We start from the raw sequence: 15,175 nt of genomic DNA on the forward strand, positions 1-15,175 counted from the left end.
CTTCATGTCGTTGAGCGCAGTCACCCCGCACCGTGCCCGGTTGGGCGAAGGGCCGTTCTGGGATGTACCGACCCAGGCCCTGTATTGGGTGGATATCGCCGCCCGCCAGGCGCTGCGTCTGATGGGTGGGCAGTTGCAGGTGTGGCAGTTGCCCGAGCACGTCTCGGCGTTCATCCCCTGTGAACGCGGTGATGCGCTGGTGACCTTGAGCAGCGGCGTGTATCGCCTGGACCTGGCCACCGAAGCCTTGACCCTGCTGTGCGTAGCCGACCCGCAAACGGGCAACCGCGGCAATGAAGCACGTTGCGATGCCCAGGGCCGGCTGTGGTTGGGCACCATGCAGAACAACATTGGCGAGCAGGGCGAAGACCTGCCGATTACCCGGCGCTCCGGTGGCTTGTTTCGCATCGATGCCGATGCGCGGGTCACGCCGTTGCTGGCCGGCCTGGGCATTCCCAACACCTTGCTTTGGAACGAGGCGGGCAGCCAGGTGCATTTCGGCGACAGCATGGACGGTACGCTCTATCAGCATTCGATCCAGGCTGACGGCCAACTCGGCGCCGCCCAGGCCTGGTTCGGGCCGCATACACGCGGCGGGCCGGACGGCTCGGCCATGGACGCCGACGGCTACATCTGGAATGCGCGCTGGGACGGCAGTTGCCTGCTGCGGCTGACGCCCTCAGGTGAGGTGGATCGCATCATCGAACTACCGGTCAGCCGTCCCACCAGTTGCGTGTTCGGTGGGCCCGATCTCACCACGCTGTACATCACCAGCGCGGCGAGTCCCTTGGATCACCCCCTTGATGGTGCGGTATTGGCCATTGAGGTCGATGTTCCTGGCAAGCCTTGCCATCGTTTCGCCGGTTAACCCCAAGACTCAAAAAACAACAACAAGAGGTGTCGTTCATGAAAAAGGTTCTACGCGTTCTGGCTGCCGCTGTTGCGTTAAGCAGCCTCAGCAGCATCGTATCCGCTGAAGAAGTGAAGATCGGTTTTCTGGTCAAGCAGGCCGAAGAGCCGTGGTTCCAGACGGAATGGGCGTTTGCGGAAAAAGCCGCCCAGGACAAAGGCTTCAAACTCATCAAGATCGCGGTGCCGGACGGCGAGAAAACCCTCTCGGCCATCGACAGCCTGGCCGCCAACGGCGCCAAAGGCTTCGTGATCTGCCCGCCGGACGTGTCCCTGGGCCCGGCCATCGTTGCCAAGGCCAAGGTCAACGGTTTGAAAGTGATGGCCGTGGATGACCGCTTTGTCGATGCCAAGGGCAACTTCATGGAAGACGTGCCATACCTTGGAATGGCCGCGTTTGAAGTGGGCCAGAAGCAGGGCGCCGCCATGGCCGCCGAAGCGAAAAAACGCGGTTGGGACTGGAAGGACACCTATGCGGTGATCAACACCTTCAACGAGCTCGACACCGGTAAGAAGCGCACCGACGGCTCGATCAAGTCGCTGGAAGAGGCTGGCATTCCTAAAGATCACATCCTCACCGCCCCACTGAAAACCCTCGACGTACCCGGCAGCATGGACGCCACCAACTCGGCCCTGGTCAAGCTGCCGGGTAGCGCGAAGAACCTGATCATCGGCGGCATGAACGACAACACCGTGCTCGGCGGCGTGCGCGCCACCGAAAGTGCCGGTTTCGCCGCAGCCAATGTGATTGGTATCGGCATCAATGGCACCGACGCCATCGGCGAATTGAAGAAAGCCAACAGCGGCTTCTTCGGCTCGATGCTGCCCAGCCCGCACATTGAAGGCTACAAAACCGCTGAGATGATGTACGAGTGGGTCACCCAGGGCACCGAGCCGCCGAAATACACGGCCATGGACGAAGTGACGCTGATCACCCGTGAGAACTTCCAGGCAGAACTGACCAAGATCGGGCTGTGGAAATGACCGCTGCGGCCCTGCGGTTTGACGGCATCGGCAAGACCTTTCCCGGGGTCAAGGCGCTGGATGGCATTTGCTTCACCGCCCACCCGGGGCAGGTGCACGCGCTGATGGGTGAGAACGGCGCCGGCAAGTCGACCCTGCTGAAAATCCTCGGCGGCGCCTACATTCCGTCCAGCGGTACGGTGCAGATCGGCGCGCAGACCATGGCCTTCAAATGCGCCGCCGACAGCATCGCCTGCGGTGTGGCGGTGATTCACCAGGAGCTGCACCTGGTGCCGGAAATGAGCGTGGCCGAGAACCTGTTCCTCGGGCATTTGCCCACGCGCTTTGGCGTGGTCAACCGGAGCCTGCTGCGCAAGCAGGCCCTGGCTTGCCTCAAGGGCCTGGCCGATGAAATCGACCCCGACGAGAAACTCGGGCGCCTGTCCCTGGGCCAGCGCCAACTGGTGGAAATCGCCAAGGCGCTGTCGCGCGGCGCCCATGTGATCGCCTTTGACGAGCCGACCAGTAGCCTCTCGGCGCGGGAAATCGACCGCTTGATGGCCATCATCACGCGCCTGCGCGAGGAGGGCAAAGTGGTGCTCTACGTGTCGCACCGTATGGAAGAAGTGTTCCGTATCTGCGACGCAGTGACGGTGTTCAAGGACGGTCGCTACGTGCGCACGTTCGAGGACATGAACACGCTGACCCACGATCAGCTGGTGACCTGCATGGTCGGTCGCGATATCCAGGATATCTACGATTACCGACCGCGTGAGCAGGGCGAAGTGGCGCTCAAGGTCGACGGCTTGCTCGGTCCTGGCCTGCGTGAACCGATCAGTTTCCAGGTGCGCAAGGGCGAGATCCTGGGCCTGTTCGGGCTAGTGGGCGCGGGGCGTACCGAGCTGTTTCGCCTGCTCAGTGGGTTAGAGCGCGCCAGTGCCGGCAGCCTGGAACTGTGCGGGCAAGCGCTGCAACTGCGCTCACCCCGCGACGCCATCGCCGCCGGGATATTGCTGTGTCCGGAGGATCGCAAGAAAGAGGGCATCATCCCGCTGGGCAGCGTCGCTGAGAACATCAACATCAGCGCCCGTGGTGCTCATTCCACCTTTGGCTGGCTGTTGCGCGAAGGCTGGGAGAAAGGTAACGCCGAGCGGCAGATCCAGGCCATGAAGGTCAAGACGCCGAGTGCCGAGCAGAAAATCCTGTACCTGTCCGGCGGCAACCAACAGAAAGCCATCCTTGGCCGCTGGTTGTCGATGCCGATGAAGGTCCTGCTCCTGGACGAACCCACCCGGGGTATCGACATCGGCGCCAAGTCGGAGATCTACCAGATCATCCATAACCTGGCGGCCAGTGGCATTGCGGTGATCGTGGTGTCCAGCGACCTGATGGAAGTGATGGGCATCTCCGACCGCATCCTGGTGCTGTGCGAAGGCGCCCTGCGCGGCGAACAACTGCGCGAGCACGCGACTGAATCCAACCTGCTGCAACTGGCCTTGCCACGCGGCCTGGCGAACTGAGAGACGACCATGACTATCCAAAACAACGCGCTGCCCTCGGCACGCAAACCCCTCGATATGCGCGCATTGCTCGATAACTGGGCGATGCTCTTGGCGGCGGTGGGCATCTTCGTACTGTGCGCGCTGCTGATCGATAACTTCCTCTCGCCGCTGAACATGCGCGGTCTGGGCCTGGCTATTTCCACTGTGGGCATCGCCGCGTGCACCATGCTGTTCTGCCTGGCCTCGGGGCACTTCGACTTGTCGGTAGGCTCGGTGATCGCCTGCGCCGGCGTGGTTGCGGCGATTGTGATGCGCGATACCGACAGCGTGATGCTGGGCATTGGCGCAGCGCTGCTGATGGGCCTGATGGTGGGGCTGATCAATGGCATCGTGATCGCCAAACTGCGGGTCAACGCCTTGATCACTACGCTGGCGACCATGCAGATCGTGCGCGGCCTGGCTTACATCTTTGCCGACGGCAAGGCGGTAGGCGTGTCCCAGGAGCAATTCTTCGTGTTCGGCAACGGCCAATTGTTGGGTGTGCCAGTGCCGATCCTGATCACCCTTGTTTGCTTCCTGTTCTTCGGCTGGCTGCTCAACTACACCACCTATGGGCGCAACACCATGGCCATCGGCGGTAACCCGGAGGCGGCTTTGCTGGCGGGCGTGAACGTTGACCGCACCAAGATCCTGATCTTTGCCGTGCACGGTCTGATTGGCGCGCTGGCGGGAGTAATCCTGGCTTCACGCATGACCTCCGGCCAGCCGATGATCGGCCAGGGCTTCGAGCTCACGGTGATCTCGGCCTGCGTGCTGGGTGGGGTGTCGCTGAGCGGCGGCATCGGCATGATCCGCCATGTGATTGCCGGGGTGTTGATTCTGGCGATCATCGAGAATGCGATGAACCTGAAGAACATCGATACCTTCTACCAGTATGTGATCCGTGGTTCGATCCTGCTGTTGGCCGTGGTCATCGACCGTATGAAACAACGCTGAGCCCAGGCGCTGTGAAAAACCAATGTGGGAGCTGGCTTGCCTGCGATAGCGTTGGTTCAGGCAATAATTGTGTCGCCTGTGCCACCGCTATCGCAGGCAAGCCAGCTCCCACAATTTAATCAGCGGTGAACTTGAAAATAGTGTGTTGGGTGTAAGTCTGCCCAGGATTCAAGCGGGTCGAGGCAAAGCTCGGTTGGTTAGGCGCATCCGGAAAATGCTGGGTCTCCAAAGTAAACCCGCTCCAATGCTGATAGGTCTTGCCGCCTTTGCCCTTCACCGAACCGTCGAGGAAGTTGCTGGTATAAAACTGTACGCCGGGCTCTGTGGTGTAGAGCTGCAAACGCCGTCCTGATTCAGGATCATGCACCTCGGCGGCCAGTTGCTTGACGTCCCCTTTGGTATCCAGCGCCCAGTTGAAGTCGAAGCCACCCTGTTTCGGCTCGGCGAATTTGAGCTGCGGATGGTCGTCCTTGATGTGCTGGCCGATGGGTTTGGGCTTCAGGAAGTCCATTGGCGTGCCCTTGACCGGCGCCAGTTCGCCGGTGGGAATCAAGGTGGCATTCACCGGTGTGTAGTGGCTGGCGTGCAAGGTGGCGACCTGCTTGAGAATGTCGCCGTTGCCCGCGCCGGCCAGGTTGAAGTAGCTGTGGTTGGTGAGGTTGAGCACCGTCGGTTTGTCGGTGGTGGCGGTGTAGTCGATGTGCAGTTCGTTGTTGTCGTTGAGGCGGTAGGTGACCTCGGTCTTCAAGTTGCCCGGAAAGCCCATTTCCCCGTCCTTGGACAGGTAGGTGAGGGTGACTCCCACCGAGTCTTTGTCCTTGACCGATTTGGCTTGCCACACCTGCTTGTCGAAGCCCTGGGCGCCGCCATGCAATGAGTTGGGGCCGTCGTTGAGCGGCACCTGGTAGCGTTTGCCGTCGAGTTCGAAGGCGCCGCCGGCCAGGCGATTGCCGAAGCGGCCGATGGTGGCGCCGAAAAACGCGGTACCGCCTTGGTAGCCTTGCACGTCGTCGAAGCCCAGTACCACGTCGTCGAGCTTGCCGTGCTTGTCCGGCACCTTGAGCGACTGCAGCACACCGCCGTAAGTGATCACCGTGGCTTGCATGCCGTGGCTGTTGCGCAACACGTACTGTTCGACGGCGGTGCCATCGTTGGTTTTACCGAAGGGTTTGTGTTCGCTGCTAAGGCCGGCTGCGTGCGCGCCGCCGCTGGCGATCAGCATAGACAGCGCGAGGCCGGACAGCAGGTATCGAGGGTGCTTCATGGTCGAACTTCCTTTTGTTGTTTTGCTGGAATAGTTCTACTAATTTGAGATATTTTGTCGATATGACAGCAGATTTATAGCCTTTAACGCCGTTCTTGCAAAATAAAATAAGACTAATTAAGCGGAGCACTGATTGTTATGACTACCCAGCAAGCGATTTATCCCGACCTCAAGGACAAAACCGTGCTGGTTTCCGGCGGGGCTTCGGGGATTGGCGAGTTCATGGTGCGGGCCTTCGCCGCGCAGGGTGCCAAGGTGGCGTTCGTGGACCGTGCACAGAGCCAGGGTGAACGCCTGGCGGCGCTGCTGAACTCCAAAGGCCAGAGTGTCGAGTTCGAGTGCTGCGATATCACCGACGAGATCGGCTACCGTGCGGCGATCGGGCGCTTCGAGCATTCCCTGGGTCCGATCACGGTACTGGTCAACAATGCAGCGAACGATGTGCGCCACAGCCTGGAAGAAATCGACTCGCACATGTTTGACCAGCTCATTGCGGTCAACCTCAAGCACGCCTTCTTTGCCGCCAAGGCGGTGGTGCCCATGATGAAAGAGGCCGGTGGCGGCTCGATCATCAACCTGGGCTCGGTGGGCTGGATGATGGCCTCTGCCGGCTACCCCGTATACGCCGCCAGCAAGGCTGCCGCCCACGGCATGACCCGGGCCCTGGCGCGTGAACTGGGGCCCAACCGTATCCGCGTCAACACCTTGGTACCGGGTTGGGTGATGACCGAAAAACAACTGGCCATGTGGGTCGACGACGCCGCCAGGGAACTCATCGCCCGCAGCCAGTGCCTGCCCGGCAGCGTGATGCCGGAACACATCGCCAACATGGCGCTGTTTTTGGCCTCGGATGCCTCGGCGATGTGCTCGGCGCAGAACTTTATCGTCGACGGCGGGTGGGTGTAGCGACGCGAACAGGGCTCTTGGTAACCTGGCTTGCTGAGGAACGCCACGAAGCGCGGGGCATGGTGCCGTCTTGCGGGCGAAAGTGGTCGGTGAGGAGGTCGTCGAGTCGGTCGTTCATGCCGAATCTTCCATGCTGATAGGTGTGACGAGTTATCAAACTTTGGTTTAGTCTGGAGCGCTTAGTTGATCGCAAGCGCCTCTGGAGCATTGATTATGACCGAGTACGTACCTGCCAAAGTCTGGACCTGGGACGCCGAAAGCGGCGGCACCTTCGCCAGCATCAACCGGCCCATCGCCGGCGCCACTCACGAAAAGCCGCTGCCGGTGGGCAAGCATCCGCTGCAACTGTATTCGCTGGCCACGCCCAATGGGCAGAAAGTCACGATACTGCTTGAAGAACTGCTGGCGCTGGGGCACAGCGGCGCGGAATACGACGCCTGGCTGATCAAGATCGGCGACGGCGACCAGTTCGGCAGTGGCTTTGTGGCGGTGAACCCGAACTCGAAGATTCCTGCGCTGATGGACCACAGCGGCGCCACACCTATTCGCGTGTTCGAATCAGGCGCGATTTTGCAGTACCTGGCCGAGAAGTTCGGTGCGTTCCTGCCTACGCAGCCCGCAGCCCGGGCTGAATGCCTGTCGTGGCTGTTCTGGCAGATGGGTAGCGCGCCTTATCTGGGCGGTGGCTTCGGGCATTTTTATGCCTATGCGCCGAGCAAGATGGAATACCCGATCAACCGCTTCGCCATGGAGACCAAGCGCCAACTGGATGTGCTGGATAAGCGCCTGGCGGTCAGCCAATACATCGCCGGGGATGAATACACCATTGCCGATATCGCCATATGGCCTTGGTACGGTGGGTTGGTCAAAGGCCGTTTGTATGGTGCGGCAGAGTTTTTGTCGGTACATGAATACAAGCATGTGATGCGCTGGGCGGATGCGATTGATGCGCGGCCGGCGGTGCAGCGTGGGCGGCGGGTGAACCGGGTGTCGGGGGATGATCAGTTGCCCGAGCGGCATAGCGCCAGCGATTTGGATTAAGTCCTGGCACGGTAAAAAAATGTGGGAGCGGGCTTCGTCATTAATCAGGTGACATGTTTTCCGGGGTCACGATCTGCGGCGGTATATGCACCCTATGGCGCGTCGGGTCGAATGCTTCGGCGCTTTGCAGCGCCACCAGTAATTGCACCAGTGCTATCGCTGTCTGCCGTGGTTGCGAGTCCATCACCACATCAATCAACCCGTTGCTCAATGCCTGACGCGACAAGGGCGTGGACTCTTGCAGGATGCAGCACAGCGCCGGGCGCTTGGGCAGTTGCGCCAAGGCGTTGATCACACCGTCGCCACCACCGCCGACCACACATAACCCACGCAAATCGGTATGGCGGCTGAGCAGGTCGAGGGTGGCTTCTTCGGTGATGTCGCAGTTGTCCAGGTTGATCAGCGGCTCCAACGGCTTGAGCCTCGGCGCGTGTTCGGCGAGGTAGCTGTGCAAGCCTTCGACCCGGGCCTGATGCCCGAGAAAGCGATGGCCACCCAGCAGGATGCCCACGCTGCCTTTGCGTGCGCCGCAGGTGCGAGCAAGCAGCCAACCCATGGTGCGCCCGACCACGTGGTTGTCCTGGCCTACATAGGGTTCGGCAGCGTGTTCATGGATGTCCGAGAGCAGGGCAACCACCGGCACGCCCGCTGTGCGGATCTGCGCCAGGCAGGCGTTGATCAACGGATGGGCGAAGCTGACTACCGCGAGGGCGTCGCACTGCACGGCCAGTTGTTCGATTTGCGCGACGATGGCGGAGGGCGTGCGGTCGTTGATGTAGTCGAACTGGCAGCTCAGGTTGGCGGTGGCGTGATGCTGCGCTGCCTCGCTGATGGCGTGGGCCAACTGCGCATAGAAGGCTTGGGCGGTGCCCAGCAACAGCACGCCGAAACGGTAGGTGGGCCGACGTTCGCGAATGCGCTGGCCGATCAGCCGTGCGGCGAAATAGCCCACCGCTTCGGCGGCCTGGAACACCTGTTCGGCCGTGCCGGGGTTGACCGGCGCGCGGGCGTTCAGCACGCGGTCGACGGTGGCAACGCTGAGCCCCGCATGGGCGGCAACGGTGGCGATGGTTGGGCGTTTGTTGTTGTGCATGGCAGGCCCCTTGAGCGTCTTGATAGAAAACTATCAAGCCCCGCTGGGCCTGGATGATAGCTTGATAGGGAATGGATTCAAGGCCTTGAGGGTGATTTAGCCGCGCTCTATCGTTGGTTTCGCAAAGCCCCTGAAACCCACGCTTGCGGAGAACAATAACAATGCCTGGACACACTGCTCACCGCGCTCGGCGCGACTACAGCCTCACCGGCCCCGAAGCGGCCCGCGCCGCCGACAAGGGCCTGGTCTCGGCCCGTTGGTACCAGTCGCCCATCCCGCGCAATCGCATGAAAGCCCTGATGCAACGCCGTGACGGCCCGGCCTTGCGCGACACCGCCCTGTGGTTCTCGGCGTTGTTGGCCACCGGTGTCGGCGGCTACTGGTTCTGGGGCACTTGGGCCTGCGTGCCATTCTTTATCGCCTACGGTGTGCTCTACGGCACGGCCTCCAACCCGCGCTGGCACGAAACCGGCCACGGCACCGCCTTCAAGACCCGCTGGATGAACGATGCGCTGTATCAGGTGGCAAGCTTCATGTGCCTCTTCGAACCCCACGTGTGGCGCTGGAGCCATGCCCGCCATCACACCGACACCATCGTCGTCGGTCGCGACCCGGAGATCGTCGAGCCGCGCCCGCCAAGCTTATGGATGATGGCCCTCAGTCTGTTCAACCTGCCCCTGGCCTGGAAGACCTTCAGCGGCGTGGCCCGCCATGCGCTCGGGCGAATGAGCGCCCAGGAGCAGGACTTCATCCCCGAATCCGAGTGGCCCAAGGTGTACCGAGATGCGCGTATCTGGGTCGGCCTCTACGCCCTGATCATCGGCACCGCGCTGTACCTGCACAGCTGGTTGCCGCTGATGCTGGTGGGCCTGCCCAGCCTCTATGGCGCCTGGCTCGGTTATCTGTTTGGAATCAGCCAACACGTGGGCCTGGCCGAAGATGTGCTCGACCACCGCAGTAACTGCCGCACCATCTACATGAACCGCGTGCTGCGCTTTATCTACATGAACATGAACTACCACCTCGAACACCACATGTACCCGATGGTGCCTTACCACGCGCTCAGTCAACTGCACGAAGAGATCCGCAGCGACTGCCCGCCGCCGTATGCCAACTTGTGGCAGGCCTACCAGGAAATCATTCCGACGATCTGGCGCCAGCGCAGCGACCCCGGCTATTTCGTCCAACGCCCCACCCGTGGCGAGGGAGCTTGCTCCCGCTGGGCTGCGCAGCAGCCCCAATAACCCTTCAGACCTACACCGTACAGACGAATCTAGGGCCGCTTCGCAGCCCAGCGCGAGCAAGCTCGCTCGCCACAGAGTAAGAGCCAGTCATTGGAGATAAATGTATGAACGATCAATGGATCGACGTCTGCGCCGTGGGCGAAATAGAAGCAGAAGACGTGCTGCGCTTCGACCACGGCGCGCAGACCTATGCGGTGTTCCGTTCAGCCGATAACGAATTCTTCGCCACCGCCGGCCTGTGCACCCACGAGAAAATCCACCTGGCCGACGGCCTGGTGATGGACCATGTGATCGAGTGCCCCAAGCACAACGGGCGCTTTGATTACCGCTCCGGCAAGGCCTTGGGCGCGCCGGTGTGCGTCAACCTCAAGACCTACCCCGTGCGGGTGGATGCGGGGCGGGTGCTGCTCGCCGTCACGGCCGAAGGATGAACGCCCCCCTGATCATCGTCGGCGCCGGCCATGCCGGTGGCCGTGCGGCACTGACCCTGCGTGAAGAAGGCTACAGCGGGCGCCTGATCCTGATCGGCGATGAAGCGCATCTGCCCTACGAACGGCCACCGTTGTCCAAGGGCTTGCTGCAAGGTTCGAGCGACCTGGCGCAATGCAGCCTGTGCGACAGCCAGCAGTTGGCGGTGCTCGGGGTCGAGCATATCGCCGCCAACCCGGTCAGCCGCCTGGAGCCCCAGCACCACCGGCTGCAACTGGCCGACGGCCAATGGTTGAGCTATGCCGGCCTGCTGTTGGCCACCGGAGGCCGGGCGCGACGCTTGCCCCAGGAGCAGGCCAACGTGTTTTACCTGCGCACCCATGATGACGCGTTGGTCTTGCGCAATGAATTAAAGCCAGGCGCCAGGCTGGTGGTGGTCGGCGGTGGTTTTATCGGCTTGGAGGTGGCGGCGACAGCGCGGGGGCTGGGCTGCGAGGTGACGCTACTGGAAGCCGGGCCACGGCTGGCAGGGCGGGTTTTGCCGCCGGTGATCAGTGACGCGTTGCTGGCATTACACCGTGAGCAGGGTGTGAACGTGCGTTTGAACGTCGCGCTGGAGTGCATCCACGCCGACGCCGTGCAACTGGTCGACGGGCAACGGCTGCCCTGCGACCTGGTGGTGGTCGGCATTGGCATGCAGCCTAACATCGAGTTGGCCGCGGCGGCAGGCTTGGAAGTCGGGCAGGGCATTCGTGTCGACGCGCAGTTGCGCACCAGTGCGGCGGATATCTACGCGGCGGGGGATGTGTGCGAGTTTCGCCTGGCGGGCCTTTATCAGCGCCAGGAAACCTGGCGCAACGCCGAAGCCCAGGGCCGTCTCGCGGCGTTGAACCTGCTGGGGCGGGAGTTGGCGTTCGAGACGATCCCGGGTTTCTGGTCCGATCAATACGCGTGGGGCTTGCACACCGTCGGGGTGATGACGGCGCTGATGGTTCGCCGGGAATTGCCAGACGGTGGCCTGCTGCTGTTCTACCTTGACGACCGTCACCGTTTGCAGGGTGCCTGTGGTTGGGCCTTGGGTAACCGCGCAGCCAAGGACATCAAGCTGTGCGAGCACTTGATTACTGCCCGAATCCCGCTCAACCCGGCCAGCCTGGCCGACCCTGAGGTATCCCTGAAGCTGTTATTGCGAGGCTGACCATGCGCCAGTTGTTAGTATTCCAATCGATGTGGGCCATGCAAACCGAGCCCGGCAGCCTCGAAGCGCAACTGGACCGCATCGCCGCCGCCGGTTATGACGGCATCACCGACCATTACTGGTCACCTGCATCGGTGCAGCGCCTGCACGCGGCGGCCACGGCCAGGGGCTTGCAGATTGAAGGTCAACTGTTCCCGCAATCGGTGGATGATCTGGCCAGGGCATTGGAGGTGATCAGCCGTTACGGCTGTCACCACCTCACCTTGCAAGCCGACGTGCGCCCGCGTACCCAGGCCGAGGCGGCCAGGCTGATCGACGGCTGGCAACGCCTGGCCGAACAGGTGGACTTCCCGATCCTGCTGGAAACCCACCGTTACCGGCTCACCAACGACCTATTGTTCACCCTCGACCTGCTGGCACAGATGCCCGATCTGAAACTGCTCGCAGACCTGTCCCACTACGTGGTTGGCCGCGAGTTGCCCGAACCCGGCAGTGTGGAAGACGACGAACAGATACGCACCATTCTGCGTCACAGCTGGGGCTTTCATGGCCGCATTGCTAGCAGCGAACAGGCGCAGGTTGGTCTGGATTTTCCCCAGCACCAACAGTGGGTCGAGCGGTTTACCGGCTGGTGGCGCTACGGGATCGAACACTGGCTGGGCCGCGCTGACACCCCGCAGAGCTTGTCCTTCACTTGCGAGTTGGGCCCGCCACCCTATGCGATTAGCGACGCACAGGGGCGCGAACTCACCGATCGCTGGGCCGAAGCCCTCAAGCTCAAAGCCCTGATTCGTCAGGTGTGGGCCAGTTGCCATCGATGATCTGCTAATCTGCGCGGGTTCATCGCCCTCAGCCTGTGGAATGCCCATGAAAACCTGCCCCGTCCGTCCCCCGCTCGAACCACAATCGGTGTGCCACCCGATCACCAGCAGCGCGATCTTCATGGTCGCCACCCTGGCGCCCGATGCGGTTGAAAACGTGCGGGCCTGGTGCGCCGACATCGCAGGCCTGGTGCGCTCGGTAGGCAAGCGCGTGCCCTCGGGCAACCTGACTTGCGTTTGCGGGTTTGGCTCGGATGCCTGGGACCGCCTGTTCGGCGCGCCGCGTCCGGCGGCCTTGCATCCGTTTCGCGAGTTCGGTGTGCAAGGGCGCAAGGCAGTGTCGACCCCCGGCGACATCCTGCTGCATATCCGTGCCGAGCAGATGGACCTGTGTTTCGAGCTGGCGACCCAACTGATGGCGGCCCTGGGTGATAGCGTGAAGGTGGTCGACGAGGTCCAGGGCTTTCGCTACTTCGATATGCGCAGCATTATCGGTTTCGTCGACGGCACCGAGAACCCGGTGGGGCGCAAGGCCGAGGCCTTCACCCTGGTGGGCGATGAAGACCCTGAGTTCGAAGGCGGCAGCTATGTGCTAGTGCAGAAATACCTGCACAACATGACCGCGTGGAATGGCTTGACGGTGGAGGCTCAAGAGAAGGTGATCGGGCGCACCAAATTATCGGACATCGAACTGGACGAAGACGCCAAGCCGAGCAACTCCCACAGCGCCCTGACAGTGATCACTGACCAGGACGGTGAAGAAGTGAAGATCCTGCGCGACAACATGCCCTTCGGCCGCCCAGGCGCGGGAGAATTCGGCACTTATTTCATCGGCTACGCACGCTCGCCTCAGCCTCTGGAACAGATGCTGGAAAACATGTTCGTCGGCCGCCCGGCCGGCAATTACGACCGCTTGCTCGACTTCAGCACGGCCGTGACCGGCGGCCTGTTCTTCGTGCCCTCGGCCGACTTGCTCGAAGCGCTGGCCGACCGCGAACCGGCGGCTTAACTCAACAATCCAGTGCTGACCGCCACAATCAGGAAGATCCCCAGCAGCGCACGGTAGATCACGAACGGCCAGGTGGAGAAACGCTCCAGAAATTTCATCAGGCCCCAGATGGCAAAAAACGCCGAGACGCTGGCCACCACCAGGCCAAAGATCAAGTGCGGCCAGGCGTGGGCGGGCAGGTCGGCGCGCAGCAGCACCCACAACTCTTTCAAGCCGGCCAGGGCGATGGCCGGCAAGCCCAACAGGAAGGAAAACCGCGCCGCTTCTTCGCGTTTGAAGTTCAGGAACAGCGCCGCGGTCAACGTGGAGCCCGAACGCGATACGCCGGGAATCAACGCGCCGATCTGCGCGACCCCCACGATCAGCGCATCGCGCAAGCGCATCTGGCTTACGTCGCGGGTATGGCGGGCGCGCACTTCAGCCAGGGCCAGCAATACCGCCATTACCACGCAGGAAATGCCGATCACCATCAGCCCGCGCAAGGGTGAGTTGCACGCATTCAAGGTCGACGACAACGCCAGGCCGGCAATGCCAATCGGTACGGTTGCCAGCACAATCGCCACGGCGAGCTTGAACCAGCGGTCGTTGTAGTCACCCCGGCGCACCGCACTGATGCTGCCGGTGGTGACCTGACGCACATCGCGCCAGAAATAGCTGACTACCGCCGCCAGCGCCGCCAATTGCATGGCTGCGGAAAACGCCGAGCCGGGGTCTTGCCAGCCGAGCAGGGCAGGCACCACTCGCATGTGGGCGGTGGACGACACCGGCAGCAATTCAGTAATGCCCTGGATCACCCCAAGGATGAAGATTTGCAGGTAATCCAGGGAGGCAAAGCCCACATCCAGGCCGGCGGTACAGGCGTTGGTCAAAATACGTGTCCTTGAGCAATAGGGGAAAATCGGCGAAGTTTATTCTAAATGTTTCAGGATTTCGGCCAGGGCAACCGCTATTTGCAATCGGTTCAGCTAATAGAAAGGATTCGCCAAGCCATTGGCGTGGGCAGCACTTTTGTGAACAATGGCGCCCTGCGTTTTTCCACCGAGAGCCCCATGCCCGAAACCACCGTCGAATTGATCCAGACCGGCCCCGAAGAAGCTGAACTGATCCGTAATCTTTACCAGTACTACGCCTATGAGTCTTCGGATTGGGAACAAGAAGATGTCGAGATCGATGGGCGTTACTACATCCATGACGAACACCTGGCCCGCTACTGGAGCGACCCGCAATGGAGCGCCAACCTGTTGCTGGTAGACGGCTATATCGCCGGTTTCCTGTTGATCGAAAGCAGCGAACTGCCGGGCATCGACGCGTTGGAACTGGCTGACCTGTTCATCCTCAAGCGCTACCGCCGCAAAGGCATCGGCCGCGCCATCGCCAGCCAGGTGCTGTGCAGCGGCGCGGCCAATTGGTTGGTGCGTTTCTATGATCAGGACGAGGTGTCCCAGGCGTTCTGGCGCACCGTACTGGATAACTTGCCGCGTCCGGTGCAGAGCATTGAACTGGACGATGAGCCGCAGTTGGTGAGCTACCTGATTACCCGGGCTTCGTTGCATTGAGGGGTTGGGGCTTTCTCTCGATGAGCATAGATATCTGAACAAGGCTGTGGCGATCAACCCCGTAACCACGATGCGAAGCGAGTCGCTCTTGATCTTGCTCTTGATCTGCTTTTGATCTTGATCTTAAGCGCCCCGTCAAACCACGCTGGCCGGAATTCGACAGGGATTTGGGGGGTAAACCGGCAGGGATGCCGGTTTAGCCGCCCCGCGCCATGGATGGCGCGTGGCGGCGGCCCCCCAAATC

The 15,175-nt window shown here is 61.7% G+C and carries 15 protein-coding genes; 12 read left to right on the plus strand and 3 right to left on the minus strand.

Annotation, left to right across the window (positions count from 1 at the left end; all coding sequences use genetic code 11):
- Positions 1–4: 4 nt before the first annotated feature.
- From JJD66_RS25705 to araH, 4 genes are read left to right on the plus strand one after another with little or no spacing between them, the layout of a single operon-like run.
- Positions 5–868 (plus strand): SMP-30/gluconolactonase/LRE family protein, encoded by an 864-nt coding sequence (locus tag JJD66_RS25705; protein WP_105226523.1) that lies wholly within the window; start codon positions 5–7, stop codon positions 866–868.
- Between the two features lie 38 nt (positions 869–906).
- Complete coding sequence (locus JJD66_RS25710; protein WP_105226524.1) at positions 907–1,893, plus strand: substrate-binding domain-containing protein; 987 nt, start codon at positions 907–909, stop codon at positions 1,891–1,893.
- Positions 1,890–3,392 carry an L-arabinose ABC transporter ATP-binding protein AraG gene (araG, locus tag JJD66_RS25715; RefSeq protein ID WP_200649336.1) on the plus strand — a complete coding sequence of 501 codons (1,503 nt, stop codon included), beginning with the start codon at positions 1,890–1,892 and terminating at the stop codon, positions 3,390–3,392. The genes JJD66_RS25710 and araG overlap by 4 nt, the downstream gene beginning before the upstream one ends.
- A 9-nt stretch (positions 3,393–3,401) precedes the next feature.
- Entirely contained in the window at positions 3,402–4,370 is a 969-nt protein-coding gene (gene araH, locus JJD66_RS25720; RefSeq protein WP_096144710.1) for an L-arabinose ABC transporter permease AraH, read from the plus strand.
- Positions 4,371–4,485: 115 nt separating this feature from the next.
- Here the strand turns inward: araH and JJD66_RS25725 are convergent, their stop codons facing one another.
- Positions 4,486–5,634: an aldose epimerase family protein gene (locus JJD66_RS25725; protein WP_200649337.1), complete on the minus strand. Its 1,149-nt coding sequence runs from the start codon at positions 5,632–5,634 to the stop codon at positions 4,486–4,488.
- 138 nt (positions 5,635–5,772) lie between these two features.
- Between JJD66_RS25725 and JJD66_RS25730 the strand changes: the two genes are divergently transcribed.
- A complete protein-coding gene (locus JJD66_RS25730; RefSeq protein WP_198715149.1) occupies positions 5,773–6,540 on the plus strand; it encodes an SDR family NAD(P)-dependent oxidoreductase in 768 nt (255 codons plus the stop codon).
- Between the two features lie 213 nt (positions 6,541–6,753).
- Positions 6,754–7,581, plus strand: a complete 828-nt coding sequence (gene yghU, locus JJD66_RS25735; protein ID WP_105226529.1) for a glutathione-dependent disulfide-bond oxidoreductase — start codon at positions 6,754–6,756, stop codon at positions 7,579–7,581.
- 40 nt (positions 7,582–7,621) lie between these two features.
- On the opposite strand, the gene JJD66_RS25740 is transcribed toward yghU, so the two are convergent.
- Positions 7,622–8,674, minus strand: coding sequence for a LacI family DNA-binding transcriptional regulator (locus tag JJD66_RS25740; protein ID WP_200649338.1), 1,053 nt, complete (start codon positions 8,672–8,674; stop codon positions 7,622–7,624).
- 161 nt (positions 8,675–8,835) lie between these two features.
- On the opposite strand from JJD66_RS25740, the gene JJD66_RS25745 reads away from it, so the two are divergent.
- The 5 genes from JJD66_RS25745 to JJD66_RS25765 all read left to right on the plus strand — a co-directional run bounded on the left by JJD66_RS25745 (position 8,836) and on the right by JJD66_RS25765 (position 13,375).
- A complete protein-coding gene (locus tag JJD66_RS25745) occupies positions 8,836–9,918 on the plus strand; it encodes a fatty acid desaturase family protein (protein ID WP_200649339.1) in 1,083 nt (360 codons plus the stop codon).
- A 104-nt stretch (positions 9,919–10,022) separates the two neighbouring features.
- A complete protein-coding gene (locus tag JJD66_RS25750) occupies positions 10,023–10,349 on the plus strand; it encodes a MocE family 2Fe-2S type ferredoxin (RefSeq protein ID WP_034127287.1) in 327 nt (108 codons plus the stop codon).
- A complete protein-coding gene (locus JJD66_RS25755) occupies positions 10,346–11,545 on the plus strand; it encodes an NAD(P)/FAD-dependent oxidoreductase (protein WP_200649340.1) in 1,200 nt (399 codons plus the stop codon). The genes JJD66_RS25750 and JJD66_RS25755 overlap by 4 nt, the downstream gene beginning before the upstream one ends.
- Positions 11,546–11,547: 2 nt before the next feature.
- Positions 11,548–12,366 (plus strand): sugar phosphate isomerase/epimerase family protein, encoded by an 819-nt coding sequence (locus JJD66_RS25760; protein WP_200649341.1) that lies wholly within the window; start codon positions 11,548–11,550, stop codon positions 12,364–12,366.
- A gap of 46 nt (positions 12,367–12,412) precedes the next feature.
- Positions 12,413–13,375 carry a Dyp-type peroxidase gene (locus JJD66_RS25765; protein ID WP_200649342.1) on the plus strand — a complete coding sequence of 321 codons (963 nt, stop codon included), beginning with the start codon at positions 12,413–12,415 and terminating at the stop codon, positions 13,373–13,375.
- On the opposite strand, the gene JJD66_RS25770 is transcribed toward JJD66_RS25765, so the two are convergent.
- Positions 13,372–14,244, minus strand: coding sequence for an undecaprenyl-diphosphate phosphatase (locus tag JJD66_RS25770; protein WP_200649343.1), 873 nt, complete (start codon positions 14,242–14,244; stop codon positions 13,372–13,374). The genes JJD66_RS25765 and JJD66_RS25770 overlap by 4 nt on opposite strands.
- A 48-nt stretch (positions 14,245–14,292) precedes the next feature.
- Here JJD66_RS25770 and JJD66_RS25775 point away from each other — a divergent pair, with 48 nt between their 5' ends.
- Positions 14,293–14,931 (plus strand): GNAT family N-acetyltransferase, encoded by a 639-nt coding sequence (locus tag JJD66_RS25775; RefSeq protein WP_200649344.1) that lies wholly within the window; start codon positions 14,293–14,295, stop codon positions 14,929–14,931.
- Positions 14,932–15,175: the final 244 nt, after the last annotated feature.

It is taken from the genome of Pseudomonas sp. MF6751, from assembly GCF_016613265.1.
Taxonomy (GTDB): Bacteria; Pseudomonadota; Gammaproteobacteria; order Pseudomonadales; family Pseudomonadaceae; genus Aquipseudomonas; species Aquipseudomonas fluorescens_BV.

What these genes read in the sequence shown, in the direction of transcription:
- JJD66_RS25705 (WP_105226523.1), top strand. Translation starts at nt 5, where the DNA reads ATGTCGTTGAGCGCAGTCACCCCGCACCGTGCCCGGTTGGGCGAAGGG.
- JJD66_RS25710 (WP_105226524.1), top strand. Translation starts at nt 907, where the DNA reads ATGAAAAAGGTTCTACGCGTTCTGGCTGCCGCTGTTGCGTTAAGCAGC.
- araG (WP_200649336.1), top strand. Translation starts at nt 1,890, where the DNA reads ATGACCGCTGCGGCCCTGCGGTTTGACGGCATCGGCAAGACCTTTCCC.
- araH (WP_096144710.1), top strand. Translation starts at nt 3,402, where the DNA reads ATGACTATCCAAAACAACGCGCTGCCCTCGGCACGCAAACCCCTCGAT.
- JJD66_RS25725 (WP_200649337.1), bottom strand. Translation starts at nt 5,634, where the DNA reads ATGAAGCACCCTCGATACCTGCTGTCCGGCCTCGCGCTGTCTATGCTG.
- JJD66_RS25730 (WP_198715149.1), top strand. Translation starts at nt 5,773, where the DNA reads ATGACTACCCAGCAAGCGATTTATCCCGACCTCAAGGACAAAACCGTG.
- yghU (WP_105226529.1), top strand. Translation starts at nt 6,754, where the DNA reads ATGACCGAGTACGTACCTGCCAAAGTCTGGACCTGGGACGCCGAAAGC.
- JJD66_RS25740 (WP_200649338.1), bottom strand. Translation starts at nt 8,674, where the DNA reads ATGCACAACAACAAACGCCCAACCATCGCCACCGTTGCCGCCCATGCG.
- JJD66_RS25745 (WP_200649339.1), top strand. Translation starts at nt 8,836, where the DNA reads ATGCCTGGACACACTGCTCACCGCGCTCGGCGCGACTACAGCCTCACC.
- JJD66_RS25750 (WP_034127287.1), top strand. Translation starts at nt 10,023, where the DNA reads ATGAACGATCAATGGATCGACGTCTGCGCCGTGGGCGAAATAGAAGCA.
- JJD66_RS25755 (WP_200649340.1), top strand. Translation starts at nt 10,346, where the DNA reads ATGAACGCCCCCCTGATCATCGTCGGCGCCGGCCATGCCGGTGGCCGT.
- JJD66_RS25760 (WP_200649341.1), top strand. Translation starts at nt 11,548, where the DNA reads ATGCGCCAGTTGTTAGTATTCCAATCGATGTGGGCCATGCAAACCGAG.
- JJD66_RS25765 (WP_200649342.1), top strand. Translation starts at nt 12,413, where the DNA reads ATGAAAACCTGCCCCGTCCGTCCCCCGCTCGAACCACAATCGGTGTGC.
- JJD66_RS25775 (WP_200649344.1), top strand. Translation starts at nt 14,293, where the DNA reads ATGTTTCAGGATTTCGGCCAGGGCAACCGCTATTTGCAATCGGTTCAG.